The sequence below is a fragment of the Aurantiacibacter sp. D1-12 genome (genome assembly GCF_028858515.1).
Classification (GTDB): Bacteria; Pseudomonadota; Alphaproteobacteria; order Sphingomonadales; family Sphingomonadaceae; genus Alteraurantiacibacter.
In genome coordinates, this window is sequence record NZ_JAPJZJ010000001.1 from 59,972 (window position 1) to 85,437 (window position 25,466).

The following is a 25,466-nucleotide window of genomic DNA, read 5'->3' on the forward strand; positions in this document are numbered from 1 at the left end:
CCTAGCCCTGCACCATGCGCAACTGGCCAAGGTAGTCGAGCTTGCCGATATCAAGGCCTTGCTTGCGCAGGATGCCGTAAGCGGTGGTTGTATGGAAATAGAAGTTCGGCTGGCTAAAGCTGAGCAGGAAATCCTCGCTCTTGAACGGCAATTCGATGTTCCTGCTCGCGAGCTTGAATACTGTTGTGCCGCCGATGAAACTGTCGATTTCCCCTTTGGAGATTGCTCTCAAGGTGTTCTCGGCCGCACCGAGATTGAGCCGCATTTGCTCCAGCTCCTGCGCCGGTTCACCCAGATCGGGCTCCATAATGCCCGCACGCACACCCTCGATAGCGCCGACCGAATGTGCGACCATCCACCTGACCTGCTGGGCGAATGGAGCCATGTCGTCGATCAAGGAAGCCTGTGCCAGCTTTTCTTCCGGAATATCAGACGCCTTGGCTTTCTCTATCCAGCCCTGGCCGGCGTTCAGCAGCTGGATCATCGAAGGAATGACGGCTTCGTAGAGTGAGAAAGACATAGAGCGTCCTGTGCAATTGCGAGGTCAGGACATGCTGCCAGTCTATCAGCAAGCGATCAAGCGTCTGCGCGCACCTGCTGGTCGACCTTGAGGCGCGGATTGGAGGCAGATTTGCGATATTCGTCTTCGGCCCATTCACCAATCTCGTTGCCGACAAGAGCGATGTAACTGAAGTCCCATAAGCGGTTCTACACAGGCGCCAGGGACCAATTTCTGTTCGATGCCTATCCCCGAACCGAACATGTAAAATATCGTAAGAAAGCGAGGAGTCTTAACGACTTCTCGCGTGCACTGGATTATACAGTCTGCAGATACCGAGCGCCTTCGGGTCGTACCGTTGTGCACTGGGTATTCGGATTATCGGCCCGCAAGTGGCGCGAACATCCTACATCCGTATGGCAGCCCCCCTGCCACATCGGATACCTCCAAGAACGCCTCTCGGACTTCGTGCCGGGAGGCGTTTTGCTTTTGTGTGGTGTGATTAGAAAAAGGCCCGCCGTCGTTGGGACAGCGGGCCTTCTCGAAATAGTGCAGCCGCAGCGCCCCTAGCGAACGCGCGGACCACCAAAGGGCAGGGGAGGCGGGGGCCGGCGGGCACCACGCGGCAGCTGTGCCTGATAGGCCCGACCGCAATGTTCGACGCAGTAGGGGAAGCCAGGGTTCACCTTCTCGCCGCAGAAATGGAAATCAGGCTCACCTGGGTGGCCCATCGGCCAGCGGCATACGCGATCGTTGAGATCGAGCAAGCTGGTCTTGTCGGCAATGTCCGGGCTCGGCTTGGCAGGAACCAGACGGCGCGGCGGTGCGGGCGGGATGGGTGCTTGCTGATCGCCAGGACCCTGACGCAAAAACCCGCCGGGACCATAGGATACGATCTTGGGCAGATCGTCCTGCTTGTTGGGCAGAGGCTGGCTGTTGGCAGGTGGGGACGCAGGTTTTGCTGCGGCCTTGGGTGCCGGTTTGGGCGCGACTTTCGCCGGAGCTGCTTTCTTGGCTGCCGGCTTGGGCGCCGGTGCCGCCTTCTTCTTGGGGGCAGGCTTCTTCTTGGCCTTGGCCTTCACTGGGCTCGGGCGAGCCTTCAGGCCAAGACGGTGCGCCTTGCCAATCACCGCGTTACGCGAAACACCACCAAGCTCTTCTGCAATCTGGCTTGCGGTAGAGCCGCCTTCCCACATTTTCGTGAGGGTGGCGATGCGTTCTTCAGTCCAACTCATGCAATCGTCTTTCAGTCCTTGTGGCACAAATCCTGTGCCGAAATTCTTGCCAGTCCGTTCCCGCCCAGATAGTCGCGCACTCATGACAGAGCAAGCAAACCAGAGCATTGCAGTGAGTGGTGCACGCGAATTCCCGCAAAAAGGGGAGCCGCAGATCACCAGTTTCAACCGGATCGGACTGTGGTCCCTCTATATTAAGGAGATCCGGCGGTTTCTCAAGGTGCAGACGCAGACGGTTTGGGCTCCAGCGGTCACAACTTTGCTGTTTCTGGTCATTTTCACCGTCGCACTTGGCCGCGAAGGGCGTGAAGTGCTGGGAGTGCCCTTCGGTACTTTTGTTGCGCCTGGTCTCATCATGATGGGCATGATGCAGAATGCCTTCGCCAATTCCAGCTTCAGTCTGCTGTCGGGCAAGATGATGGGCACCATTATCGATCTGCTGATGCCGCCGCTGTCCAACGCCGAACTGATGCTCGGGATTGTGATGGCGGCGATAACGCGAGCCGTGATGGTTGGCGGCGCGGTGGCTGCTGCCATGTGGCTCTATCCCGGCGTCGAACTGCACGTCGAGCATTGGTGGGCAGTGATTTGGTTTGGCCTGATGGGTGCGGCGATGCTCGCGATTTTCGGATTTCTCTCCAGCATCTGGGCCGAGAAGTTCGACCACAATGCCGCGATCACCAATTTCATCGTGGCTCCACTCAGCCTGCTGTCAGGCACGTTCTATGTCATCTCGAACCTTTCGCCGTTCTTCCAGGCGATCAGCCGCGCAAACCCGTTCTTCTACATGATCTCGGGCTTCCGCTACGGCTTCCTGGGGGAAAGCGATATCGGCAATACCGACGCAGCGCTGCTGAACGCCGCAGTCGGTGTCGGTGTGCTCAATATCGTTCTCGGCCTGATCACCTATCAGGTGCTCAAGAGCGGCTGGAAGATTAAGAGCTAATTCTGCTTAGTGTGTAAGTGACCGGCGCAGACGGTATTTCCCGCCTCGAAAATCCTCGAACAGCTGGCTCACTTGCGGATGGTCGATGGGCTCGTTCGCAGTATCAATCAGCAGGTTCTGCTGGCTGACATAGGCGACGTACGAGCTTTCCTCGTTCTCTGCGAGCAGGTGATAAAACGGCTGGTCCCGCCGCGGACGTTGAGCTTCGGGGATCTGTTCATACCATTCTTCCGAATTGGCATAGACCGGGTCGATATCGAAGATCACTCCGCGAAAATCGTAATTGCGGTGTTTGACCACGTCTCCGATGGCGAAACGGGCACGGGACCGGAGAGGAGCCTCTATGTGGCGTCCGGCCTGCGACAGGGAAAGTTCCGAGCGAGCCATGCATCAAATATAGGTCAGGCTGATTAACCGACAAGTAACGCCCGCTGGCAATCACCCGATTTCGCGATTTTAGGCGTAAACAAGGCTTGGCAAGCACCCGAAGCTAGGCTAACCGCGCGCTTTCCCGGACGACCCCGGGGCCTGATCGCCCGCAAAGCGGGCTCTCGCGGAGAGGTGGCAGAGTGGTCGAATGCGCTGCACTCGAAATGCAGTATGCGGGCAACCGTATCGAGGGTTCGAATCCCTCCCTCTCCGCCACACATCACTTTGCCAGCATCGACATCTGAGCGCTTGCCTGTACATCTGCGTGGCAGAAAAAGAAGCAATCTGCGGGGCACTCATGGCCGAGAAACAATTCGACATCATCATCTATGGCGCGACGAGCTTTGTCGGGCAGATTGTCACACAGTACATGCATGACCGTTACGGCGATGGTGCGGTAGGCTGGGCGATCGCGGGGCGATCTCAAAGCAAGCTGGAAGATGTCGCGCGTTCCGTCGGACTGCCGGACGTCGAGATGATCGTTGCCGATGCTGCAGACGAGGTTGCATTGCAGCAGATATGCGCTCGCACCAAGGTCGTCATTTCCACTGTCGGGCCCTATGCGCTGTACGGAGACATCCTGCTCAAGGTCTGCGCCGAGAACGGAACGCATTATTGCGACCTGACAGGGGAGCCGCACTGGATCCGCCGGATGCAGGCAGCGCATGAAGAGACAGCCAAGGACAGCGGTGCGCGTATCGTGCATTGCTGCGGGTTCGATTCCATACCTTCCGACCTTGGTGTGCATGTCTTGCAAGATCATGCGGTGAAGGCGTTGGGTGAACCCTGCGAACGGATCGACATGCGTGTAATGCGGATCAAGGGCGGCGCTTCTGGCGGAACCATAGCCAGTATGGTGGAACTGGTGAAGGAAGCATCGGGCAACGCACAGCTGCGGCGCGAGCTGAAAAATCCCTACAGCCTTTGTCCGCCTGACCATGACTTCACCGTCCGCCAGCGCAACGTCGGTGCGGAAGAAGACAAAAGATTGGGTAAGTGGATTACGCCGTTCATCATGGAGGCGATCAACACCAAGGTCGTCCACCGCTCGAATGCGCTCAGCGGCAACTCCTATGGCACCCACTTCCGTTATGAAGAGGCGATGGTGACGGGCAGAGGGACTGGCGGCAAGCGCAGGGCCAAATTGACAGCACTCGGACTTGGTGCATTTACCGCAGGCGTGGCGATCCCGCCGATCCGATGGCTGCTTGGCAAATTCCTGCCTAAGCCGGGTGAAGGACCTAGCCCGACCGAGCAACGCGAAGGCATGTTCGACATGCTGTTCCTAGGCTCGACCGCATCGGGCAAGCAGGCGAGGGTGCGTGTCACGGGTGATCGCGATCCCGGCTATGGCTCGACTGCAAAAATGCTGTCCGAAGCTGCGGCTTGTCTTGCCAAGGATATCGGTGATGATGTGCCCGGCGGGTTCTGGACGCCGGCAACGCTGATGGGCGACACTCTGGTTGCGCGCCTGGAAGCAAATGCCGGCCTGACGTTCGAAATAGTCCCAGAGGCCTGACAGTGTCGCAGAAAGCGGGGACGTGTTTTCACCGGCCCTTTCGGAACCAGCGGTAATGCTGTTCCTGACCTCTGAGCATGCAAAGATGCGCACTTAACCGTTTATCAACCATAAACGGGCAATCCGTGAGCCTGACTCTCATAGGTTGAGGCCAAATGGACGATCTGCTCGCAGAATTTATTGCAGAAACGCATGACATGCTGGGCGCTGTCCAGGAGACGCTTGTCTCCTGGGAGGCAAACCCGTCTGACAGCGAGAAGCTCGATATCATTTTCCGTTTTGTGCACACGGTCAAAGGCAACTGCGGCTTTTTTGACCTTCCGCGGCTCGCCGCACTTAGTCACGCGGCAGAAACCTCGCTGGCAGAAGTGCGCGCAGGCAATCGCCAACCCGACAAACCGTTCATCGACGCGATCCTCGCGGTCATTGATCGTATCGACGAGATGGTAAGTGCGCTGGAAGCGGGAGAAGATCTTCCATCCGGTTCTGACGATGACGTGCTTGCAGCACTGGATGGTTCCGCTGGTTCGGTTGAGCAGCCTGAAACGGCACAGAGCGAAACGCCTTCAGCGCCGGAACCGGAAGCTGCAAAACCGACAGAGACCACACAGGTCGCGCGTTCGATCCGCCTTCCCGTGACACTGCTTGACCGGGTGATGGCCGAGATTTCTGACGTGGTGCTGGTGCGCAATGAACTCGGCAGGCACATTCGCAAAGCCGATCTCGATCCCGCGCTTGTTTCCACATTTGATCGATTGACCGGGATTATCAACGATCTGCGCGAGGATGTGTCGCAGATGCGCATGCATCGGCTCGATCATCTCTATGCGCCATTGCCGCGACTTGTGCGCGACTTGTCGCATGATCTTGGCAAGAAGGTAGCGCTCGAAGTCGATGGCGGACAGGTTGAACTGGATCGCGAAATCATCGAGCTGATCCGCGATCCAATCGTGCATATCCTTCGCAATGCCATCGATCATGGGATCGAAGCGCCTGAAGTTCGTCTGACCAACCAGAAGCCGGAAACCGGGACGATCAGCATCAACACCCGCCAAACTGGCAATCATGTCGCGATCATCATCGATGATGATGGTGCGGGGATCAATGTCGATCGCCTTGTGAAGAGGGCGAAAGACGCAGGCATCGTCACCGACGAAGAACTGCAAGTCATGTCAGGGGCTCACAAACTGGAGCTGATTTTTGAACCCGGGATTTCGACCGCTGCCGAGGTTACCTCTATCTCCGGGCGTGGTGTCGGCATGGATGTCGCGCGGGCAAATATTGAGCGGCTGGGTGGCACCATTGCCATCCGGAGCGAAGAAGGTGAGGGCACAAGGCTGATCATCTCGCTGCCGGCTACACTCAGCATTGTACCGTCGTTGACGGTACAGGTTGGCGATCACCGGTTTGGCGTTCCGCGTTCCTATGCTGAAGAAATTGTAAGTTCGCGGTCTGACCGTTTGAGCTTTTGTGATGCGGGCGATTCCAAGCTGGTTGAATTCCGTGGTAAAAAACTGCGTTGCATCCGTCTGGCGGACGTACTTGGCATCGCAGGCGATGACACGACACAGTGCGACTTGTTGATTGCCAAATTGGCCAGCGGAGATCTGTGCGCTCTCGCGGTTGACAAGGTTCTCGACCATGAAGAGCTTGTGGTCAAGCCGCTGGCCGACGCGATCATGAGTTGCAATCTCTACACTGGTGCTTCCCTGCTTGATGACGGCAGTCTGGTACTGATGTTGCACGTGACGGGCATCGCCATGCAGGAAGGCCTGCACACCGATGTAGCGCGCAAGAAGCGCAGTTATGTGCAAGAGCAGGCGAGCAAAGCGGCCGACAAGCTCGCCATCCCTGCTGTCCTTTTCTCAACCCTTGAAGGCACTGCGCAGCTTGTCCGTATGGATTCGGTCACGCGTATCGCGAAGGTCGATCGCACTGCTTTCCGTTTCGGAGAAGCAAGCGCGCAGGTGGTCATCAATGGTGACATCGTTCCGTTATACGGAAGCGAATCTGCCCATTTGTGCGCGGACAAAGCCAATGTCCTGCTCTTGGGTGATGGCAAGCGAGAAATCGCATATCTGATCGACAAGGTGCTTGATACCGTCAGATTGACCAATGAAATCATGCCGGAATCGCAGGCTGGCCTTGTTGAAGGCGTTGTTCTGCTCGACGGCATGGCGACCGAAGTGGTCGATTGTCATTGGCTGTTTGCCAATTACGGCACGCAGCAGACCGATGACACTGTGCGGACGTGCCGGATGGACCTGACCGATCAGTGGGTACGGTCGATACTGCGCCCGTTGGTGGAAAGCGCGGGCTACAAGGTCATAGACGGTGACGCATCTGAAGATGCCGATCTCGCCATCATGCTTGAGGGCGGCGAGAGTGCTCCCTTGCAAGCTGCAGAGATCATCACACTGATGAGCGCAGAAGCCGAGGCAGAAGGCGGCCCCGACAGCATCTATCGCTATGATCGCGACGGTCTCATCGCCGCGCTCCAATCCAAAAAGAGAGCTTCGGTATGAATGAACCAATCTTGCTGGCCCAACTGGCAGGGCGTCAGGTCGCGTTTCCGGCGCGCCAGATCGATTCAATCATCGAATTGGGCCTCATCACTCCGGTACCGCGCTCCCCGCACTACGTGGAAGGTCTGTCCACGCTGCGAAGCAAGTCTTTGACCGTTATCAATTGCAAGTCCGTGCTTGGAATCGATGAAGAGCATGCTGAGCCTGGTGACATACGCCAGGCTGCAGTCGTCAAGCATGGCAGTCATCACTACGCGCTGCTTCTGGATGATGTTCATGATGTCGTCGAAACGAAGGCCGATCCCCAAGATGTACTGGGCGGAGTCGGCGAAGAATGGGCGCGTGTTGCATCCGGGGTCGTCGAGACCAGCGCGGGTCCAGCGCTGCTGATGAGCGTCGTGCCCTTTATCGAAGTTGAAACCGAATTTGCGTAATACACCTTAGCAAGTCGGCAGAATGCTGATTTATAATGTTTTTTGGAGTTTTCATGAGCAAGACTTGTCTCGTTGTTGATGATTCGAGCGTGATCCGGAAGGTTTCGCGCCATATTCTCGAATCGCTGGGCTTCGAGGTCACCGATGCCGAGAATGGCGAAGATGGCCTTGCCAAGTGTGATGAGGCGATGAGCGATCTGATCCTGCTCGACTGGAACATGCCGGTTATGAACGGCATCGAATTTCTCAAAGCCCTGCGCGCGCGCCCAAATGGCGATGCACCGAAGGTGGTGTTCTGCACCACCGAGAATGATGTCGATCATATTCGCGAAGCGATGAATGCGGGCGCCAATGAATACGTTATGAAACCATTCGATCATGAGACCCTGGAGCTCAAGCTTCAGCTCGTCGGATTTGAGTGAAGGAATTAAGATGAACGCGCCCTCACAATTCCGTAGTCTCCGCCAGCACCCGAGCCCGAAACGGCGCAGGGGACCGATCCCTGTCATGGTGGTCGACGATTCCCTGACCGCGCGCACTGTGCTGGGCAAGGTTATCGATCGTTCGAGCGACATGGTTCTTGCCGATACCGCCAGTTCTGCCGAACAGGCGATTGCCAAGCTCAATCATGGACTGAAGGTCGATGTGATACTGCTTGATCTCGAAATGCCCGGTATGGGCGGTCTCGCCGGCCTGCCGGAAATCCTGGAGAAATCCGATAACGCCAGTGTACTGGTCGTATCGTCCCTCACGGCCGAGGGTGCAAAAGAGACCATTGCAGCACTCTCGATGGGTGCGTCTGACGTTGTGCAGAAGCCCGAGCCGGGCAAGTTCAATGCCGAGTATCGTGCTGAGCTTGCGGGCCGCATTCGTGCACTCGCGGGGGGCTCCATGCCCGAGCAGGTCGAAGTGGCTGCGCCTGTAGAGTCAAACGATGTCGCTGCTCCGGTCTTAAGGTCGGCAAGCAACTCGCGTATCGATTGCATTGCGATTGGCGGCTCCACAGGAGGCATTCATTCGCTGTGTCAGTTCTTTGCTGCACTGCCCAAAGCGATCTCTACACCCATCGTGATCACGCAGCACCTTCCGTCAGCCTTCGTGCAGATCTTTGCCGATCAGATGGAGAGCGCTTCGTCGCGTCCAGCGCGCATCGCAAAAGACGGATCGCAGCTTGTTCCCGGTGAGATCCTGATTGCGCCAGGCGACGGACACCTCTCGTTCGTGAAGAAGGGTGGCGAGGCGATTGCCAAGATTACCAACGAGGCGGTGGCTAGCGGATGTTGCCCGTCGGTCGATCCGATGTTGGCATCGCTTGCGGAAGTGCTCGATGGCCACGTTGTGGGCGTGGTGCTTTCGGGCATGGGCCGCGATGGCCAGTTCGGAGCGAAGAAGCTGGTAGAGAAGGGCGGCATCATGCTGGCGGAGAGTCCCGAGAGCTGTGCCGTTTGGGGTATGCCGCGCGGTGTGGCAGAAGCTGGCATTGCGTCGGAGATTGCCGATCCTGCAGAACTCGCCAAATGGGTCTCGATGCGTCTGGCGGTGGCTATATGACAGTTCCATCCGCATCAGAGCGGATCGTTGCAAATTTGCTCACGGCGCGGACCGGGCAGGAACTGAGTCAGGCGCGCAACTGGCGTATCGGCAGCGCACTTTCGGGCATTTTCCGGGAACGCGGAATTTCCAATATCGACCAGCTCGCCTGTATGCTGGATGCACCGGACAACGGGATTCTCTCGCAGCAAGTTGTGGAAGCACTGCTCAATAACGAGACATACTTCTTCCGTGATCGCCCGATGTTCGATCATCTTGCGAACAGTGTCTTTCCAGAGATCGAACGTAGAAACGCGGCTGCCCGGCGAATGTCCATCCTGTGCGCCGGTTGTTCGACAGGGCAGGAAGCTCTGTCGATCGCAATGCTCTTAAGAGAGCAAAGTGTTCGCTGGAAAGACTGGCAGATCGAAATAGTCGGCGTTGATGTTTCGCATAGCGCAATCGCCTCAGCCCGGGCTGCCGTGTACTCCCAGTTTGAAGTTCAACGAGGTCTGTCGGTTGCACAGATGCTCGGGAATTTTCGTGAAACACCAATGGGTTGGGAGGCCAAAGAGGATTTGCAGAAGATGACGCAGTTTCGTGTGCATAATCTGCTCACTCCGTTGCAGAGCGATTCCAAATTTGACCTGATCCTCTGCCGAAATGTGCTCCTCTACTTTGGTGAGTCGACGCGCAGTCTGGTCATGTCACTTTTGCTGCAAAAGCTGCATCCCGAGGGGTGGATGATGCTGGGAGCGGGCGAGACTGTTGCTGATCGCACAATGCCGCTGACGCAGATAAAAGAGGCGACCAACTTTTACCGTCACAATGGCAGTTCGATCGCCGCCTGAGCAGGCCTTCAAACGCCGTTTTCAGGCGGAGCCAAGTGTCTGCAAATAATGATAAAGACGCAGTTAACGGATACTTAGTCAGTATCGGTTATCCCTGCGCGTGACAGGGGGCTGGTGGATGCGCTTTTTCTTCAAGAATTCCCGATGGGGGCCGCAGAGCTTCGTCTTTGCGCCGTTGGTGATTCTTAGTCTGATTATTGGCACCGTTGCAGGGCTTCTGGCCGCGAGCGGGGCCATCAAGATCTCGTTTGCATCCCCGGTAATTATCGGCGGACTGACAGTGTACGCGCTTGCCATCGCGGGCCTCGCCCATTTCGGATTGCTCTATGCCAAGCGGCTGGAGCGCTGGGGCATGACTGATAGTCTGAGCGGTCTCCCCAACCGCCGCGCGCTGCATGCCTATGTGAAGAATCATCCCTCTCTCGATGAAGAAATGGCGGTGGCGATCATTGATCTTGATGGCTTTAAGTCGGTGAACGATCACTATGGCCACGCTATCGGTGATCAGTTGATCAAGAAATGTGCAGAAATCCTGGCAGAAACGGCCGGCGAAGATGCGCGTGTCTTTCGGCTGGGCGGTGATGAATTCGCAATTTGCCTGATCGCTCCTGTTGCTGGCACCTTGGTCGAAGGTATCGGCCGTGCTTTCATCGATCAGTTCCGCAAACCGGTTGAGATCGAAGGGCGTCGTATCGTGATCGGTGCGAGCATTGGCATCACCTCCGGCAAAGGGCCTGATCGAATTTCATCCGGAGAAGCCATGCGGCGATCCGATGTGGCGATGTATGCCTCCAAACGCGGCGGCAAGATGCGGTGCACATGGTACCAGTCATCGCTCGACGAAAACCGCGAGAGCATGCGCGAGCTCGACGCAGAGATGCGCGCCGCGCTTGCGAACGACGGGTTCAATCTCGTTTATCAGCCACTGGTCAATGCTCAGAGCGGCGAGATTGTAGCCGTCGAAACCCTATTACGCTGGGATTCCCGCCCGGATGGCCCAGTGGGTCCTCATATCTTTGTCCCGGTGGCAGAGGAATCGGGCCTGATCAGCGCCATCGGCATTTGGGTACTGCGCAAGGCTTGCGAGGATGCTTTGTCGTGGGAAGGCATTAAGCTTTCGGTCAATATCTCGGCAGTCCAGTTGCGCGACGTAGAATTTCCCATCCTGCTTGGCCAAATTCTGGAAGAGACAGGGTTCCCTCCAGAGCGCCTTGAGCTCGAGATCACCGAAACCTGTCTGGTCAACGATCCCGTCCTTGCCGAGCGCAGCCTTGATGTCATTCGTGGGTTTGGAGTTAACGTGTCGCTGGATGACTTCGGTACGGGTTACGCCTCCATCGGCTTCCTGCGCCAGTTCCGGTTTGAGAAGCTCAAGCTGGATCGTTCGCTGGTTGTCGATGCACAGGGCGATGAAGGCTCGCGCGCCATGATGCTATCCAGCATAACGATGGCGCATGCGCTCAAGATGGGTGTCACTGCCGAAGGCGTCGAAACGGAAGAGCAGGCCGCTCTGGTGCGCTCTGCCGGGTGCGACCAGATCCAGGGTTGGCTCTATTACAAGGCGCTTTCTCCCGAGGACATCCAGGAGCACCTCGACAAGCAGAGCGGCCTGTCCGCGCCTCTGGCAGTCAACACCTAGCCGCCGCTCTTCGCTGCGGCATTGCTCAATTCTCGATCGACAGCCCTTGATTTGGCTGAGCCAGCTGAGTGTGGCCGCTGGTCGTATCGGTCACGCGTCTGGAAGCCGACAGACGGAACGGCGAAAGAAAGGGGCCCGGGCAGCTACGACTGTCCGGGCCCCTTTCTTGTTCCTGCATCTAGATCAATCGCGCCCGCAACTCGGGCGCTTTCCATCAGTTCAGATAGAGGATCTCGAAGTTGCCCCAGTAGCGGCCATTGAAACGCAGTGGAACGAAGATGTTCTTCGCCGCAGTGCTCTTTTGCGAACCTGTGGCGACCCAACGGTAGCACGACGCTGTGAAGGGTTCATCGCGGCGGTCGATTGCACCCTGCGTGACTTCATCCAAGAGCTTCAGGCGATTGCGGCAGAATTTCTCGTCATGCACGGGGTTTCCGGTCGGCTCGCGCGAACGCTCCGTCATGTGCGTCGGAAGGTAGCCATCCTGGTTTGAGGCGACAGCCGACATCACTTCGCTACGCTGCACGTTCATGTCGTCAAGGACCGAACGGATATGCTTGTCCGCGAACTCGTTGAAGCGGTTACGATACTGCTGCGGAGCTGTGCCGGCGATTTCGACATAGTTGCGGTCGAACACGTCATCTTCGGTAAGTGAGCCATCACTCAAGGCTTGCTCAACCATCTCGACGATCCGGTCACGTCCACTGAACGCCAGTTCGACAAACGCCAGGTCTGCTGATGCAAAGCCGCTTCTTACAAGCTGGTCGAACATGCCCATGGACATCTTCTCGAGCGCGTCGATGCGGTCTTTCATGGCGTGGAGGTTGGTGTTGTTCTCTTTCGCGCCGCTAGCGAACAGATCAAGAGCTTCGCGTACTTCGTCCACCCGCGCGTTAATCGTACTGGTGTTTTGCGCGATACCGCTGTTCTGCTCATCGATCTGCGCAACAAAATCCGAAATGCCATTCACGGTATCGTCGATCCGGGCAAAATTGCTCTGGGCCGTCTTGCCCTGATCAACGCCTGCACTGATTTTTTCAACCAGCCCCTCGGCCTCACCGCCAAGCGAGTCCACAGTGCGAGCAATCTCGTCTGTGGCAAGGCGCGTGTCCTGCGCCAGCTTCTTCACTTCCTGAGCCACGACGGCGAAAGTGGCACCCGCTTCACCGGCACGATGTGCTTCAATCGCGGCATTCAGGGCGAGCATATTGGTTGTTTCGGCAATCGTATCGATCTTTTCCGACACGCGGCGGACCTGGTCCATCGCCCCGGCAAAACCGGTAATATGTTCGGCAAGGGCAACGATCAGATCGGTCAGGTCGACGAATTCGCCCATCGACTCACGAATGACCGACGTGCTGATGCGCAAGTCCTCTTTGGCACGATCTGAGAGCAACCTTGCTTCGTCAGTCGCATCGGTGACGCGTTGCTGATCCTTGGCCAGTTCGGTCATTTCCGATTGCAGCGCGCGGCGGTGGTCTTCCATTTCGGAAGCCGTGGCCATCATTTCTTCAACAATACCGCCAACATCCACGCAGCCCACGGTAACTTCACCGCACGATTGCGCGACCGCATCGATCAGAGAAGGATCAGCAATTTCAATCTTTTCGTGCTTCATTTGTTTGCCCAATTCCCAGTTGTTGGCGCATCTACATTGCCCGGCTTAGAGGGAATTCCTTGGTGAAATGTTAACCATAGCGAAAATTGACGAGATCGCTGTGCTGGCAATGTCTGCCGGCAATGTTCATAGAGCTGCAACAGTCATATTCGATGGAGTTACCATGACCCGCCCTCTGCTTGCATCGCTTGCCCTCTCTGCCCTCGCGTTCGCATCTCCGGCGCAAGCCTGGGGACCGATTGGACACCGCGTGAGCGCGGAGATCGCCGAGGACAACATCAGCGGGAAGACGCGAGCGGAGATAGAGGCAATTCTCGGCCATGAGGGCTTGCCGGAGGCGAGCACATGGCCTGACGAGCAGCGGTCCAATCCAACCGCCTTTTGGCAGGAAACGGCCTCTCCCTTTCACTACGTGACATTGCCTGAAGGCGCTGCAGCCGAAGACCTGGTCCATCCACCAGAGGGTGATGCGGTAAGCGCGCTTGAGCAATTTACGGCTGTTCTAAGGGACGATTCCGCATCGCAGGAAGACAAGGCTTTTGCGCTTCGATTCATCGTCCATCTGGTGTCGGATCTGCATATGCCGCTGCATGCGGGCAACGGGACCGACAGGGGGGGCAACGATTTCATCGTCAACTGGTTCGATACCCAGACCAACCTGCACTGGGTGTGGGACGAGGGCATGATATTGCGCCAACAGCTATCCTACAGCGAATATGCCGAGCGGCTCGACAACCGCATTACTCCCGATGACATCCTTGCATGGTGGGATGCCAGTCCGACGACATGGGTAGAGGAAAGCGCCCAGCTGCGCGACCGGATTTATCCAGGCACTAGCGAGCAGTTCGGCATGGGGACCCAGGAAAGCCCGGCAATTTTGCGCTATCGCTATCACTGGCAATGGATGCCCAGCGTGGAAGAGCGTTTGGCACAGTCTGGCGTTCGCCTTGCCGCATATCTTGACTGGGTCTTTGCGGAAGAGAGTGCTTAGGCCTTTTGCGGGTGCCTGCAATACGCTACAGGCACTCAAGCAAACAACAGACCATACGGAGAATATGTGGCGACCAAAGTTGAAGACATCGACGGAATCCTCAACCAGCTGGAAGAGGTTTACGATACATCCCGAACCAATTTGATCGATGCGCTTGCCACATATGCTGATAACCGAACCCCGCCAGACAAAGCTGCTCGAGAAGAAGGACTGTTCGCCTATCCCGAGCTAACGCTGCGTTATGCCAGCGAAGTGGGGCAGGAGCATCCGGCGCGTGCCTATGCGCGATTGAACCAGAGCGGCGTCTATCGCAATTCGATTGCCGATCCGGCGCTGTTCCGGCCTTACCTTAAGAACCAGCTGCAGCACCTGGTCCGTGATTATCCAGTGCAACTCGAAGTCGCACGTTCACCCGACGAGATACCCTATCAATACGTCCTCGATGCGACGTCGCCAGGCTTGCAGGGGGCGAGCAGTGCCGAGTTGACGCGGCACTTCCCGTCATCCGATCTGATCAAGATTGGCGATGAAATTGCCGATGGCACATGGATGGGTGGAGAAGATGATGCGCGACCGCTTTCGCTGTTCGACGCGCTGCGGACGGACTTCAGCCTTGCCCGTCTGCGCCACTATTCGGGCACGCCTGCAGCGCATTTTCAGCGTTATGTCCTATTCACAAACTACATACGATACGTTGAAGAATTCATTGATTTTGCACTGGAAGCAATCGCTGATCCCGACAGTCGCTACGAGAGTTTCTCTGCACCTGGAGCGGTGATTGATCGCGATAATCTGGAAGGCGCGCGCGAAAGGATCGCTGCGGGAACCTGGCGTAAGCACCAGATGCCAGCCTACCATCTGGTGGGCAAAGACAATTCCGGCATCACTTTGGTCAACATTGGTGTCGGCCCTTCCAACGCCAAGACAATCTGCGATCACATCGCGGTGCTTCGCCCTGAAGTGTGGCTGATGATCGGCCATTGCGGCGGGCTGAGACCGAGCCAGACGATTGGCGACTATGTGCTGGCCCACGCCTATCTGCGCGACGATAACGTACTCGATTCCGCAATCCCGCCAGAGATCCCGATCCCGCCGATTGCCGAAGTGCAAACCGCGATGTTCAAGGCTGCTCTCAATGTCACCGGGGATAGCGAGGATCAGCTCAAGCGACGCCTTCGCACAGGCACGGTTGTGACGACAGACGATCGCAATTGGGAGCTGCACTACACACGCTCTGCCATGCGCTTCAACGTCAGCCGCGCGGTAGCCATAGACATGGAGTCGGCTACGGTGGCAGCGCAGGGCTATCGCTTCCGTGTGCCATACGGGACGTTGCTCTGCGTATCTGACAAGCCACTGCATGGTGAGATCAAGCTGCCAGGGCAGGCCAATGCTTTTTACGAGAAATCTATCAGCCAGCACTTGCGCATCGGGATTGAAACGCTTGCCTTGCTGAGTGAGGCGGGCGGCAGCTTCCACAGCCGCAAGTTGCGCAGCTTTGACGAGCCGCCGCTACGCTAACCTGCGTCAGTTACGCGGGCTGACGTTTTGCACCCGGCCGCATACCGGCACACTGACCGTCCCTGTTGCGACGTAGGCTTCCAGCGCGTCTATATCGAAGCCGACATTGGCGATCTGCGAAACCTGGCTGAACTGCTCGAACCCGTCTCCGCCACCGACCAGAAAGTTGTTGGTGACCACGCGGTAAGTGCGCGCATCATCGATCGGTTCACCGTTCAACGTCATGCTGGCAATCCTACTGCCCAGAACTGCGCCTTGATCGACGGAGTAGGCCATGCCTGCCGAAGGTATGAGCACGGAATCGCATATGCCGATCTGCCCGTTCTCCTCGCAAAACTGCTGCTCAAGTACGTTGCGGATTTCAGATCCGGTCATTTCCAGCACGATCACGCTGTTACCGAACGGTGCCATGGCGGCGAGTTCACCAAAAGTCATGACGCCATCGCGCGCGCTATCAAGATTGCTGCGGACGCCGCCGGAATTGGTGAAAGCAACATCGGCGGGGAAATCCAGCCCGGCATTGGCGGCGAAGAGGTAGGCGTCAGCCACAAAGTCCTGCGCGGGACGATCTCCGCAATTCTCGCCGCGCTCTCCGCTATCGCTGATCGGGCCAACCGCGCGATTGGCGACCGGGCCAGAGGCTTCGGCAGCACGGCTAACAATCGCATCGACCGTGGCATTGGTACCCATGCTGCCGTCAACAGGGACATTGCGGCCGTCAAGAGAAAGAACCCTGTCGTTTGCCGGATCAACGACCATCGTTATGTCGGTAACAAAGCCACCATACCTACCGCCCGAGGTGAGCAGCACATCATGCCCAGCGGCGCTGGTTACATTGCAGACATAGGCTTGGTGCGTGTGGCCTGACACGACCAACGAAATGCTGGGATCGAGCCGTTCGATAATCGGCACGACGCTCCCATTGAGGGAAGGGCACCCGGCTATGTTGAACCTGGGATCAACATTCGCCCCTTCGTGCAACAGCAGGACTACCGCGTCCGCACCTTGCGCGCGCAATTCGGCGGCGAGGCGGTTGGCGGTATCGGCCTCGTCCAGAAAGTCGTAGCCTTCCGTCGCCTGAGCAGAGACGAGATTGGGTGTGCCTTCCAGCGTCAGACCGATAAAGCCGATCTGTGCGCCGTCCATCTCTTGTATCATGGTGCCGGGAAAGAAGCTCGCTCCGTCTTCGCTCACCACGTTGCCGGCAAGGTAGGAAAAACCTGCGCCTTCGAACCGGCCGATCGCGCATGGCTGTTTCAGAGTGAATTGTTCGCAACCACCGTCCTGAATGCGGCGTAGCTCGTCGGTGCCGCGATCAAATTCGTGATTGCCGACTGATGCAATATCGAGCCCCATTTCGGAAAGCACGTCGATCGCTGGCTCATCGAGGAAGAGCGCCGAGATAAGCGGGCTCGCGCCGATCAGGTCACCCGCAGCCACAGTGACGCTGTTTTCACTGCGCAAGGTGCCGAGCGTTCCCGCCAGCGCCCCAGCACCGCCCAATCGCGCGCGGTGTTCCTCGCCATTATCGAGCCAAGTCGTGGCGCTCTGCGGCGTCTCGAGATTGCCGTGAAAATCGTTGATCGCAAGGATCTGCAGCGTCACCGGCTCGGGAGAAGCCGCGCTGGTCACAACGTCGGTTTGCGGGGCAGCACAGGCGGCGAGTGCGGCGGTGGAGAGCAGGGCGGCTGCAGTCGTGATTCTCATGGCATGTTTCTTACGCAGCAAGGTGACAAAAGAAAGGCGGCGGCGCTCTTTCGAACGCCGCCGCCTGACTTGTTCAATCGGACGATTGTCCTATCGGGGCTTAGAAGCCGACGATCAGGGTCGCACTTGCAGCACGCGGCGCGCCGATCTGGGCGAAACCGAAGCCATCGAGTGAGCCACCGAAGAAGCCGATGTAATACTCGTCGAACAGGTTGGTCACGTTGATCTGCAGGGCAGCGTTGGTGCCATTGGACAGCTCTGCAATGTTCCAACGCAGGTCGAGGTCGACCAGCGTGTAGGACGGAGCACGCTCTTCGTTCAGATCGTTGATCCAACGCTGGCCGGTGTGCTTGATCTGGGCACCCAGATCGAACGGACCGAAGGTCACCTGGCCACGGCCACCGATGGTGAAGTTCGGTGTGCCCGATTCCGCATTGCCGGCAGTCGCTGCAAAGATCGGCGTATCCGTAGCGGAGTCAACGCCAACCTGCACATCGTCCTGAATGTCGGACTCGCTGATCGAGCCGAAGATGTACAGCAGTGTGTTGTCGGTCGGAGCAATCGAGAACGAACCGTCGAGGCCATACTTGTCGACACGGCCCAGGTTACGGAACACGACTGCACCTTCACCGTCACGCGCGTCGGGATCGAAGGCCGAAGCGAGACGATCATCGTAGCGAGTGTACCAACCGCTGAGCTGGGCCTGGACGCTGCCGTTCTGGAAGCGAAGACCAAGATCGAAACTGTCGGTGGTTTCCGGAACCGGCTGCGCGCGATCTTCATCAGCGATGTAGAGCGAATCGTACAGCGGGTCAGTGCCCGGGACAGATATGCCGCGCGAGTAGTTACCGAAAGCCGACAGATCATCTGTCAGGGCATAGGTGAAACCGATCGAAGGCAGGAACCGGTCATAGTTGTACTCGCGCGAAGTCGGTGCAACGTGATCGGGATTTGCAGCTTCGTACTCGGTCAGGTCCTGACCTGGTGCCGGGCAGTCCACAAAGCCGTTGACTGACGTGGTGTAACAGTTCTGGTTCAGCTCACGCGTGAAGAACGGCATACGCAGGCCGACAACTGCAGTCAGATCGCCAAAGTTACCGGCATATTCTGCCGAGAACTGGTTGAGGATGGCGAATGACAGACGGTCACGCTTGTTGACCTCTTCACCACGGTTGTCGAGCAAAGCATTGTCTACGGCGTAAACGTTGCTGATTTCACCGTTGGGAAGCATGCTCGTGATCTGGCCGGTCTGACGGTGGCGTGCGTGGTCGAGCGTGTAAGCAACACGAACGCGGTGATCAGAGTTGATGTCATAGATCAGATTAGCCACGATGCCATAGCGGTCGGTGCGGGTCTGGCTCGGGTCGTTACCGGCAACGCGGTCAAGCATATCGCCGTCACCGTTGAGGTCACGACCGAAGTAGTAACCGCCGCGGAACGCACCGGTCAGTTCCGAGGTCGTGCCGAACGGAGTGAAGAAAGCTTCACGCAGATCGTCTGGTCCGCCACCATTCGCCTTCACGTACTGGTAGCTCGGGTCCAGAGTCAGGGTCAGATTGTCGGTGAGGTTGAACAACGAGTTGATGCGGATGTTGCCCGTGTCAGACGGGTTGAAACGACGGTAGAATGCGGAGCCGCAATCGCCACGATCATTATAGCGCTCCGAAACGCCATTCTCACCGGCACCACCACCAATCAGTACGTTCTGCGCAACGGTGCAGGGGAATTCGCCTGCGCCTTCGTAAACGGTGAAGCGATCTTCGCCGCTGAAGTTCGGATCATCATGGAAGTCCAGCAGCGTGCTGAGCCGCTCCGAACCGGCAAAGTTGTTGCGGTTGCGGTTGTAGTGGCCGCTGATCGAGATGAAATCGCCGTTGCTGCCGAGTTCCTGGTACACGCGACCGTTGAACTGCAGCTTATCGATTTCGCCGTAGGGGTTATAGGGCGTGCCGTAGTTGGTGTAGCTGAGCGCACCGAAGGCAGTCAGACCGTTACCGGTAAGATCGCCGAAATCGACCATACCGAAGATGCGGTAGAATTCGGTGTTTTCGGCACCCGAAGAGAGAACGTCGCCGAAAGTTGCGGTCGCGAGGACGCCAATTTCGTCACCCGGGCGGCGCGTGCGAATGTTGATCGTACCGCCGCTGGCCGACGCGGTCGGGCTATCGACATCGGTCGTGCCGAGGTTGACGCTGACGCGTTCGAGAACTTCAGAGTCAACCTGCTGGTTGGTGTACAGCGCGTAGTTACCGCTATCGTTGAGGGGCAGGCCGTCAAGCGTCTGCGACACACGGTCTGCACCAAAACCGCGGATGGTGAAGCCACCGCCCGAAGAACCCCACGGGTCATTGTTTTGGAAGCTGACACCCGGAACGAGATTGACGATGTCGTTCACCGTCTGGCCGGGGCGCTGGCGACGAATGATTTCTTCGCCCAGTTCCTGCTTGGCGCGAGGCGTGTTGGGGTTTTCAATGCCGCCGACGCTAAGGTCGAGCGTGCCTGTAACCACAATCGTGCCTTCGTCGAAGTCAGTAGAGCCGGTCGACTGCGCTGCAGCCGAGCTGGCAAAGCCTACGCTGGCGAGGGTCGCCGCGCTGGCTGCGAGGAGATATTTGATTTTCATGATCCCGAAAGTCCTTCGTGTGGATGAAACTTCTACCCTGGGAGTTGGGCCTCAAGGTTGTGCGCGCCCATAGAGGGGAGTTTTCTGACAATCCAATGACTCGGCAACGCTATGTTGTCATATCGCGGACATTTCTTGTGGAGCGGTGCCCTTTTGCACAAGAGTGTTGCTGCGACGCAACATAATTACACTGCTGTCAGTGATGCCGGAGCGATCCACGCGCTTGTGAAAACGAATCAGAGAGAAGCGGCGTCGGATCGTCAGCGCCGAGTCGCGGATCAGGCGAGGCCGATTTCGCGCAATCTTTGCTGGAGGAATTCGTGCGCCGTAATGGGTGGCGCAGTCTGCTCATCCCCGTTCACGCAGTTGGGCAGGGCCTCAATCAGGAAATCGGGCCGGAAATGCAGGAAAAACGGCATTGAATAGCGTGACCGCCGCGCAGCTTCACCGCCCGGATTGACCACGCGGTGGGTGGTTGAGCGCAGACGGTTGTTGGTCAGCCGCTCCAGCATGTCGCCCACATTCACCGCTAACGCGCCTTTTGGAGGAGAGACGGCGACCCACTCGTTCTGCTTGTTGAGCAGTTCAAGGCCTGCCTCTTCTGCACCAAGCAGAAGCGTGATTGTGTTGATATCGCCATGTGCTGCTGCGCGGATCGCGCCCTCCGGCACGTGCTCGCCGAGCGGCGGGTAATGCAATAGGCGCATCACCGAATTGCCGTCTTCAACGGTGGAGACGAAGTAATCTTCTGCTAGGTTCAGGTGCAGCGCTATGGCGCGCAGGATGCGGTCTCCTGACTCTTCGAATGCGGCGTAAAGGGCGCGGAAGGTCTCTTCGAAACCTTCGATCTCGCTCGGCCAAACGTTGGGCGCCATGACTTCCGCGAGCGGATGGTCTTCGGGCAATGTGCGCCCGACGTGCCAGAATTCCTTCAGATCGTGTACTTCGGCGTCCTTGGCAATTTCCTTGCCGAAAGGCGTGTAACCGCGAGCGCCACCACCACCGGCGATCTGATAGCTGTTTTTGACTTCTACCGGCAGTTCGAAGAATGCCTTGGCCAGTTCTTCTGCGCGATCAATCAAGTCCTGCGGAATGCCGTGATCACGGACAATGGCAAAACCATACTCGGCAAAACTTTGGCCCAGCTCGTCAGAAAACTCTTCGAGCGGTCGCGACAGTGAAATCGATGCAAGTTCAGACATGGTTTGCCCTTAGACGGGAAGAACGAGTCCCGCCAAGGCCGCACTCATCAAATTGGCGAGCGAGCCAGCTGCCAGCGCGCGCAGGCCAAGCTTGGCTATGACCGGACGCTGGTTGGGGGCAAGCCCCCCCGTCACCGCCATCTGGATCGCGATCGAGCTGAAATTGGCAAAGCCGCACAGCGCAAAAGTGACAATGGCTTGCGTACGAGTAGAGAAAGTACCTGCCTCCAGCGCACCCAGATTGATGAAGGCGACAAATTCGTTGAGCACGATTTTGGTGCCGAACAGCCCCCCGGCAATACCGGCCTCATCCCACGGCACGCCGATCAGAAACATGACCGGTTGGAACACGTAGCCGAGCAATTGCTGGAAGGTGACGTCGGGATAGCCGACCCAGCCGCCGATGCCGCCAAGGATGCCGTTGGCAAGCGCGACAAGCGCTACGAATACCATAACCATTGCACCTACGGCGACGGCGAGCTTGACGCCTGTCTGTGTGCCCTGCGCGGCGGCTTCGATCACATTGGCAGGACGATGGCCTTCTTCGAAGGTTTCCGCCACGACAACCTCATGCGGCTTGCCGCCCTCTGTCAGTGCAGCCGGTCCTTCAGCACTGATCCGCACTGCGGGAAGCTCGATATCGGCAAGATCGGCGGCATCGCGCGCCAGCTCGCTCTCGTCATCCGGCATGATGATCTTTGCCATCAGGATGCCGCCCGGTGCCGACATAAAGGCAGCCGCGAGCAGGAAGGGCACGGCTTCCGACCCGATAAAGCTGGCGTAGGCGGCAAGGATCGTGCCTGCGACACCGGCCATGCCGACAGCCATCAGTGTGAACAGGCGGCTCGGCGTCAGATTGGCGAGATAGGGGCGCACCACCAACGGACTTTCGGATTGGCCAACGAAGATGTTGGCTGCGCTGCCCAGTGCCTCAACTTTGCTGATCCCGGTAATCCAGCCAATTGCGCCGCCGACCCAGCGAACCAAGCGCTGCATGACGCCCCAGTGATAGAGGATCGAAACAATGGCGGCAAAAAACACAATGACCGGAAGCGCCGCAATGACGAAGGTATTGGTGAAGGGGTTGGCATCCATCGAGCCGAACACTGCTTCGATCCCGACTTTGGAATAATCGAGCAAGGCGATCACGCCGTCAGACAGGAACTGGATCGCGGCAACACCCCACGGTGTGCGCAAGACGAGCAATGCCATCAATGCCTGCAAGGCAAAGGCTGCACCGACCACGCGCAGCTTGATGCGCTTCTTTCCGGTAGAGAGCAGGAATGCGATGAGCAGGATCGCGGCGATCCCGGCGAGAGAAATGAGTTGGGGAGGCACGGCGACTCCAGATAAGGTGAACCGTCAGCCTCTTTCGCCCAAGATGTGGACAGGTTCAACGCTTTTGCCCCTGTTATTCCCCGTTGAGGCTTGCCAAGCGGCGCTTTGGTTGCATAGCCATTCGCCATGACAGAGAACGTTCCTACCGCCCGCGCGCTACCAATGGCGAAATCCCTTTTTGTTATGACACTGCTTTATGGTGGCATGACGGTGATTGCCGGCGTGCTTGCTTTCAAGCAATTCGCTATCCCGATATTCGATCTCGGTACGCTCAAGGTGGAAAGCGGCATCCTTGCCTTCCTGTTGCTGGTGGTGATGTCGAGCACGGTGTCGCAACTGCACGGCAAAGCAGCGGCGGATCGCCTGGTGTTGTGGGGCTTCCTTCCTCTCGCATGCTCTATTGCGCTGATCTGGATCGTGTTGGCCCTTCCGTCTTCGCCGCAAATGCCTGCCGAGAACCTTGACGCATTTAACACCGTGCATGCGCAAACGCCGCGGATCATGGCGGCCGGACCGGTTGCCTACGGCGTTTCGCTGCTGCTCAACGTTTGGATATTCAACAAGCTGCGCGGTAGCGGGGAGGGTGGTGGCTTCTGGCTTATGGCGCGCGGTGCGATTGCTTCGGCAATCAGTCAGGCGATTGATACCGTGATCTTCATCACACTAGCTTTCTATGGCGAGTTTCCGATCGGTGATCTGCTCGTTGGACAAGCGATTGCCAAGATCGTCCTGTCGTTCGTCCTGGTGCCTTTCCTTATTGCGGGCGCGGTGGCTCTGGCCAAATGGCTCGACGGGCCTGAAGGGGAAACCGCGTGAGCGACCTTCTGGCGAAGGCCAAGGCTGCTCGCCTGAAGGCCCATGCGCCCTATTCGGGCTTCTTTGTCGGGGCAGCAGTAGAGAGCATCGACGGCGAAGTAGCCGTCGGCGCGAATATGGAAAACGCCTGTTACCGGCTGGGCGTCTGTGCCGAGCAATCGGCGCTGACTGCTGCGCAACAGGCGTTCGGGCTGGAAAATGTGGCCCGTGTCCTCGTTGTTGGCGGCCCGGAAGATGAGAGCAAGCCTGACGTGGGCCCGGTAACGCCGTGCGGTGGTTGCCGTCAGGCGATTGCCGAGGCGGCGCAGCTGTCCGGTCGCAACATCGAGATTGTCTGCTGCGACAGGGACGGGGGCGAAACTCTCACCACCAGCATTGCTGATTTGCTGCCTTCGGCCTTCTCGCTTGACTAGGCGAAGCGGCGGAACGATCCGCCATCGGCAATGACCTCGCGCGCGCAATTGTGACCGGGAGCCCCCGTCACACCGCCGCCCGGATGCGTTCCTGACCCGCACATGTAGAGGCCTTTGACGGGCCCACGGTAGGCGCCGTGGCCGAGCACCGGGCGGGCAGACCACAGCTGGTCGAGGCTCATATGGCCGTGGAAGATGTCGCCGCCAACCAAACCGAATTTGCGATAGAGACCCTTGGGACTGAGCACTTGCTTTCCGAGAATGGAAGCGCGGAACCCCGGCGCATGGCGTTCGACCGTATCGATAATCGTATCGACAGCTGCGTCCTCCTCGTCATCCCAATCGCGGCCATCGGGCAGCTCGGGCGCGAACTGCTGGCAGAACAGGCTGGCGACATGTTGGCCGGGAGGCGCGAGGCTGTCATCCACCGTGCTCGGGATTAGCATTTCGACAATCGGTTCCTTCGACCACCCATGCTGTTTCGCATCGAGAAAAGCGCGGTCCATGTAATCGAGTGTTGGCGCGATGATGATACCGGAAGAATGATGCTCGCCGGGCTCGGGTAGGGCGGTGAAACGCGGCAGCTCGCTGAGTGCCACATTCATGCGGAAGGTGCCGCCACCAGCCTTGAAGCCCTTCATCGCGCGTCGGAAGTCTTCAGGCTGATGGGCTTCGTCGAGCATGTTGCCGTAGAGCAGTTTCGGTCCGACATTGGCGATCACGCGCTTCGCGGGGATCTCCTCGTCGCTTTCAAGCCTGACGCCGGCGACCGTGTCGCCATCAACCAACACTTCATCGACAGGGCTTTCGAGCGAAATCTCTACACCAGCCTCGCGACAAACCTTTGCCATGATTTGCGTGATCGTGCCCATGCCGCCGACACAGTGGCCCCACGCACCCTTCTTGCCGTTCACCTCACCAAAGACGTGGTGCAGCAGGACATAGGCGCTGCCCGGTGTATCGGGCGAAGCATAGTTACCCACAACCGCATCGAAGCCGAAGGCGGCCTTGACCGGTTCGCTTTCAAACCACTGACCAAGGAAACTGGTGGCAGACTTGGTAAAAAGGTCGAGTACGTTGCGCTTGGCTTCGAGGTCGAGCCGTGAAAGCCCCCAGCCTTGCGCTGCGCCTGCCAGCAGCGTGCGAATGCCGTCCCCTGCATTCGGAGGTGTCTTCAGGGCCAGATCGCGCAAGACCTCTGCGACGTCCTCCAGCGCGTCGTAATAGGCAGGCAGAGCTTCTGCATCCTTTACCGAGAACTTGCGAAACTCCGCCTGCGTCCGCTCCAGTCCGCCGCCGAGTTTCAGGTACCCGCCATCCTCTTGCGGCAGGAAATTGGAAATCGGGCGCTCGATTACGCGGTAGCCGTTTTCGACCAGCCGCATATCCTTGATCACTTTGGGCTGCAGCAGGCTGACCGTGTAGCTGGCAACCGAATTACGGAAGCCCGGATGAAACTCTTCGGTCACCGCCGCGCCGCCCACGACATCGCGCCGCTCGACAATGCGCACCTTTAGTCCGGCCTGAGCGAGATAGAAGGCGCAGACGAGGCCGTTGTGGCCGCCGCCGATAATTACCGCGTCATACTGCTTGTTCATGCCGCAGATGAACCGCTTTTGCTTGGCCATGT

At 58.0% G+C, this 25,466-nt stretch carries 21 protein-coding genes and 1 tRNA gene; 13 read left to right on the forward strand and 9 right to left on the reverse strand.

From position 1 onward, the window contains the following. Position 1: 1 nt before the first annotated feature. On the reverse strand, positions 2 to 520 hold the full coding sequence (locus OOZ52_RS00385) for a DUF1993 domain-containing protein (RefSeq protein WP_274696504.1): 519 nt from the start codon (positions 518 to 520) through the stop codon (positions 2 to 4). Between the two features lie 545 nt (positions 521 to 1,065). Next, the gene (locus tag OOZ52_RS00390; RefSeq protein ID WP_274696505.1) at positions 1,066 to 1,734 is read right to left on the reverse strand and encodes a GcrA family cell cycle regulator; all 669 of its coding nucleotides are present in this window, start codon (positions 1,732 to 1,734) and stop codon (positions 1,066 to 1,068) included. A gap of 82 nt (positions 1,735 to 1,816) precedes the next feature. Here OOZ52_RS00390 and OOZ52_RS00395 point away from each other — a divergent pair, with 82 nt between their 5' ends. After that, entirely contained in the window at positions 1,817 to 2,680 is an 864-nt protein-coding gene (locus OOZ52_RS00395; RefSeq protein ID WP_274696506.1) for an ABC transporter permease, read from the forward strand. Positions 2,681 to 2,686: 6 nt separating this feature from the next. Here OOZ52_RS00395 and hspQ read toward each other — a convergent pair whose 3' ends face one another. Next, positions 2,687 to 3,067: a heat shock protein HspQ gene (gene hspQ, locus OOZ52_RS00400; protein ID WP_274696507.1), complete on the reverse strand. Its 381-nt coding sequence runs from the start codon at positions 3,065 to 3,067 to the stop codon at positions 2,687 to 2,689. Positions 3,068 to 3,235: 168 nt separating this feature from the next. On the opposite strand from hspQ, the gene OOZ52_RS00405 reads away from it, so the two are divergent. The 8 genes from OOZ52_RS00405 (at position 3,236) to OOZ52_RS00440 (ending at position 11,607) form a co-directional block, all read left to right on the forward strand. Continuing rightward, positions 3,236 to 3,325: transfer RNA gene (locus tag OOZ52_RS00405), tRNA-Ser, on the forward strand. An 82-nt stretch (positions 3,326 to 3,407) separates the two neighbouring features. Beyond that, on the forward strand, positions 3,408 to 4,628 hold the full coding sequence (locus tag OOZ52_RS00410) for a saccharopine dehydrogenase family protein (protein ID WP_274696508.1): 1,221 nt from the start codon (positions 3,408 to 3,410) through the stop codon (positions 4,626 to 4,628). Positions 4,629 to 4,783: 155 nt separating this feature from the next. After that, complete coding sequence (locus OOZ52_RS00415) at positions 4,784 to 7,153, forward strand: chemotaxis protein CheA (RefSeq protein ID WP_274696509.1); 2,370 nt, start codon at positions 4,784 to 4,786, stop codon at positions 7,151 to 7,153. Further along, positions 7,150 to 7,587, forward strand: coding sequence for a CheW domain-containing protein (locus tag OOZ52_RS00420; RefSeq protein ID WP_274696510.1), 438 nt, complete (start codon positions 7,150 to 7,152; stop codon positions 7,585 to 7,587). The genes OOZ52_RS00415 and OOZ52_RS00420 overlap by 4 nt, the downstream gene beginning before the upstream one ends. A 53-nt stretch (positions 7,588 to 7,640) precedes the next feature. After that, a complete protein-coding gene (locus tag OOZ52_RS00425) occupies positions 7,641 to 8,009 on the forward strand; it encodes a response regulator (RefSeq protein WP_274696511.1) in 369 nt (122 codons plus the stop codon). A 10-nt stretch (positions 8,010 to 8,019) separates the two neighbouring features. Further along, positions 8,020 to 9,138 (forward strand): chemotaxis-specific protein-glutamate methyltransferase CheB, encoded by a 1,119-nt coding sequence (cheB, locus tag OOZ52_RS00430; RefSeq protein WP_274696512.1) that lies wholly within the window; start codon positions 8,020 to 8,022, stop codon positions 9,136 to 9,138. Further along, complete coding sequence (locus tag OOZ52_RS00435; RefSeq protein WP_274696513.1) at positions 9,135 to 9,968, forward strand: CheR family methyltransferase; 834 nt, start codon at positions 9,135 to 9,137, stop codon at positions 9,966 to 9,968. Before cheB ends, OOZ52_RS00435 begins: the two co-directional genes overlap by 4 nt. A 118-nt stretch (positions 9,969 to 10,086) precedes the next feature. After that, positions 10,087 to 11,607 carry a putative bifunctional diguanylate cyclase/phosphodiesterase gene (locus OOZ52_RS00440; protein WP_274696514.1) on the forward strand — a complete coding sequence of 507 codons (1,521 nt, stop codon included), beginning with the start codon at positions 10,087 to 10,089 and terminating at the stop codon, positions 11,605 to 11,607. A 214-nt stretch (positions 11,608 to 11,821) separates the two neighbouring features. On the opposite strand, the gene OOZ52_RS00445 is transcribed toward OOZ52_RS00440, so the two are convergent. Next, positions 11,822 to 13,225 (reverse strand): methyl-accepting chemotaxis protein, encoded by a 1,404-nt coding sequence (locus tag OOZ52_RS00445; protein ID WP_274696515.1) that lies wholly within the window; start codon positions 13,223 to 13,225, stop codon positions 11,822 to 11,824. 163 nt (positions 13,226 to 13,388) lie between these two features. On the opposite strand from OOZ52_RS00445, the gene OOZ52_RS00450 reads away from it, so the two are divergent. After that, positions 13,389 to 14,216, forward strand: a complete 828-nt coding sequence (locus tag OOZ52_RS00450) for a S1/P1 nuclease (RefSeq protein WP_274696516.1) — start codon at positions 13,389 to 13,391, stop codon at positions 14,214 to 14,216. Between the two features lie 66 nt (positions 14,217 to 14,282). Beyond that, entirely contained in the window at positions 14,283 to 15,737 is a 1,455-nt protein-coding gene (locus tag OOZ52_RS00455; RefSeq protein WP_274696517.1) for an AMP nucleosidase, read from the forward strand. A gap of 6 nt (positions 15,738 to 15,743) precedes the next feature. Here OOZ52_RS00455 and OOZ52_RS00460 read toward each other — a convergent pair whose 3' ends face one another. From OOZ52_RS00460 to OOZ52_RS00475, 4 genes are all read right to left on the reverse strand, one after another. Further along, the gene (locus OOZ52_RS00460) at positions 15,744 to 17,444 is read right to left on the reverse strand and encodes a bifunctional metallophosphatase/5'-nucleotidase (protein ID WP_274696518.1); all 1,701 of its coding nucleotides are present in this window, start codon (positions 17,442 to 17,444) and stop codon (positions 15,744 to 15,746) included. A gap of 100 nt (positions 17,445 to 17,544) precedes the next feature. After that, a complete protein-coding gene (locus tag OOZ52_RS00465) occupies positions 17,545 to 20,067 on the reverse strand; it encodes a TonB-dependent receptor (protein WP_274696519.1) in 2,523 nt (840 codons plus the stop codon). 278 nt (positions 20,068 to 20,345) lie between these two features. After that, complete coding sequence (locus OOZ52_RS00470; protein ID WP_274696520.1) at positions 20,346 to 21,269, reverse strand: isopenicillin N synthase family dioxygenase; 924 nt, start codon at positions 21,267 to 21,269, stop codon at positions 20,346 to 20,348. Between the two features lie 9 nt (positions 21,270 to 21,278). Then, positions 21,279 to 22,607, reverse strand: coding sequence for a NupC/NupG family nucleoside CNT transporter (locus OOZ52_RS00475; protein WP_274696521.1), 1,329 nt, complete (start codon positions 22,605 to 22,607; stop codon positions 21,279 to 21,281). Positions 22,608 to 22,790: 183 nt separating this feature from the next. Between OOZ52_RS00475 and OOZ52_RS00480 the strand changes: the two genes are divergently transcribed. Beyond that, positions 22,791 to 23,423 (forward strand): queuosine precursor transporter, encoded by a 633-nt coding sequence (locus OOZ52_RS00480; RefSeq protein WP_342454914.1) that lies wholly within the window; start codon positions 22,791 to 22,793, stop codon positions 23,421 to 23,423. Continuing rightward, positions 23,420 to 23,836, forward strand: coding sequence for a cytidine deaminase (locus tag OOZ52_RS00485; RefSeq protein WP_274696523.1), 417 nt, complete (start codon positions 23,420 to 23,422; stop codon positions 23,834 to 23,836). Before OOZ52_RS00480 ends, OOZ52_RS00485 begins: the two co-directional genes overlap by 4 nt. Here the strand turns inward: OOZ52_RS00485 and OOZ52_RS00490 are convergent. After that, complete coding sequence (locus OOZ52_RS00490; protein ID WP_274697203.1) at positions 23,833 to 25,434, reverse strand: phytoene desaturase family protein; 1,602 nt, start codon at positions 25,432 to 25,434, stop codon at positions 23,833 to 23,835. The genes OOZ52_RS00485 and OOZ52_RS00490 overlap by 4 nt on opposite strands. Between the last annotated feature and the right edge of the window lie 32 nt (positions 25,435 to 25,466).

Excerpts from the sequence above, each read along its gene's own strand:
- OOZ52_RS00385 (WP_274696504.1), bottom strand. The coding sequence starts at position 520 with ATGTCTTTCTCACTCTACGAAGCCGTCATTCCTTCGATGATCCAGCTG.
- OOZ52_RS00390 (WP_274696505.1), bottom strand. The coding sequence starts at position 1,734 with ATGAGTTGGACTGAAGAACGCATCGCCACCCTCACGAAAATGTGGGAA.
- OOZ52_RS00395 (WP_274696506.1), top strand. The coding sequence starts at position 1,817 with ATGACAGAGCAAGCAAACCAGAGCATTGCAGTGAGTGGTGCACGCGAA.
- hspQ (WP_274696507.1), bottom strand. The coding sequence starts at position 3,067 with ATGGCTCGCTCGGAACTTTCCCTGTCGCAGGCCGGACGCCACATAGAG.
- OOZ52_RS00410 (WP_274696508.1), top strand. The coding sequence starts at position 3,408 with ATGGCCGAGAAACAATTCGACATCATCATCTATGGCGCGACGAGCTTT.
- OOZ52_RS00415 (WP_274696509.1), top strand. The coding sequence starts at position 4,784 with ATGGACGATCTGCTCGCAGAATTTATTGCAGAAACGCATGACATGCTG.
- OOZ52_RS00420 (WP_274696510.1), top strand. The coding sequence starts at position 7,150 with ATGAATGAACCAATCTTGCTGGCCCAACTGGCAGGGCGTCAGGTCGCG.
- OOZ52_RS00425 (WP_274696511.1), top strand. The coding sequence starts at position 7,641 with ATGAGCAAGACTTGTCTCGTTGTTGATGATTCGAGCGTGATCCGGAAG.
- cheB (WP_274696512.1), top strand. The coding sequence starts at position 8,020 with ATGAACGCGCCCTCACAATTCCGTAGTCTCCGCCAGCACCCGAGCCCG.
- OOZ52_RS00435 (WP_274696513.1), top strand. The coding sequence starts at position 9,135 with ATGACAGTTCCATCCGCATCAGAGCGGATCGTTGCAAATTTGCTCACG.
- OOZ52_RS00440 (WP_274696514.1), top strand. The coding sequence starts at position 10,087 with ATGCGCTTTTTCTTCAAGAATTCCCGATGGGGGCCGCAGAGCTTCGTC.
- OOZ52_RS00445 (WP_274696515.1), bottom strand. The coding sequence starts at position 13,225 with ATGAAGCACGAAAAGATTGAAATTGCTGATCCTTCTCTGATCGATGCG.
- OOZ52_RS00450 (WP_274696516.1), top strand. The coding sequence starts at position 13,389 with ATGACCCGCCCTCTGCTTGCATCGCTTGCCCTCTCTGCCCTCGCGTTC.
- OOZ52_RS00460 (WP_274696518.1), bottom strand. The coding sequence starts at position 17,444 with ATGAGAATCACGACTGCAGCCGCCCTGCTCTCCACCGCCGCACTCGCC.
- OOZ52_RS00465 (WP_274696519.1), bottom strand. The coding sequence starts at position 20,067 with ATGAAAATCAAATATCTCCTCGCAGCCAGCGCGGCGACCCTCGCCAGC.
- OOZ52_RS00470 (WP_274696520.1), bottom strand. The coding sequence starts at position 21,269 with ATGTCTGAACTTGCATCGATTTCACTGTCGCGACCGCTCGAAGAGTTT.
- OOZ52_RS00480 (WP_342454914.1), top strand. The coding sequence starts at position 22,791 with ATGACACTGCTTTATGGTGGCATGACGGTGATTGCCGGCGTGCTTGCT.
- OOZ52_RS00490 (WP_274697203.1), bottom strand. The coding sequence starts at position 25,434 with ATGAACAAGCAGTATGACGCGGTAATTATCGGCGGCGGCCACAACGGC.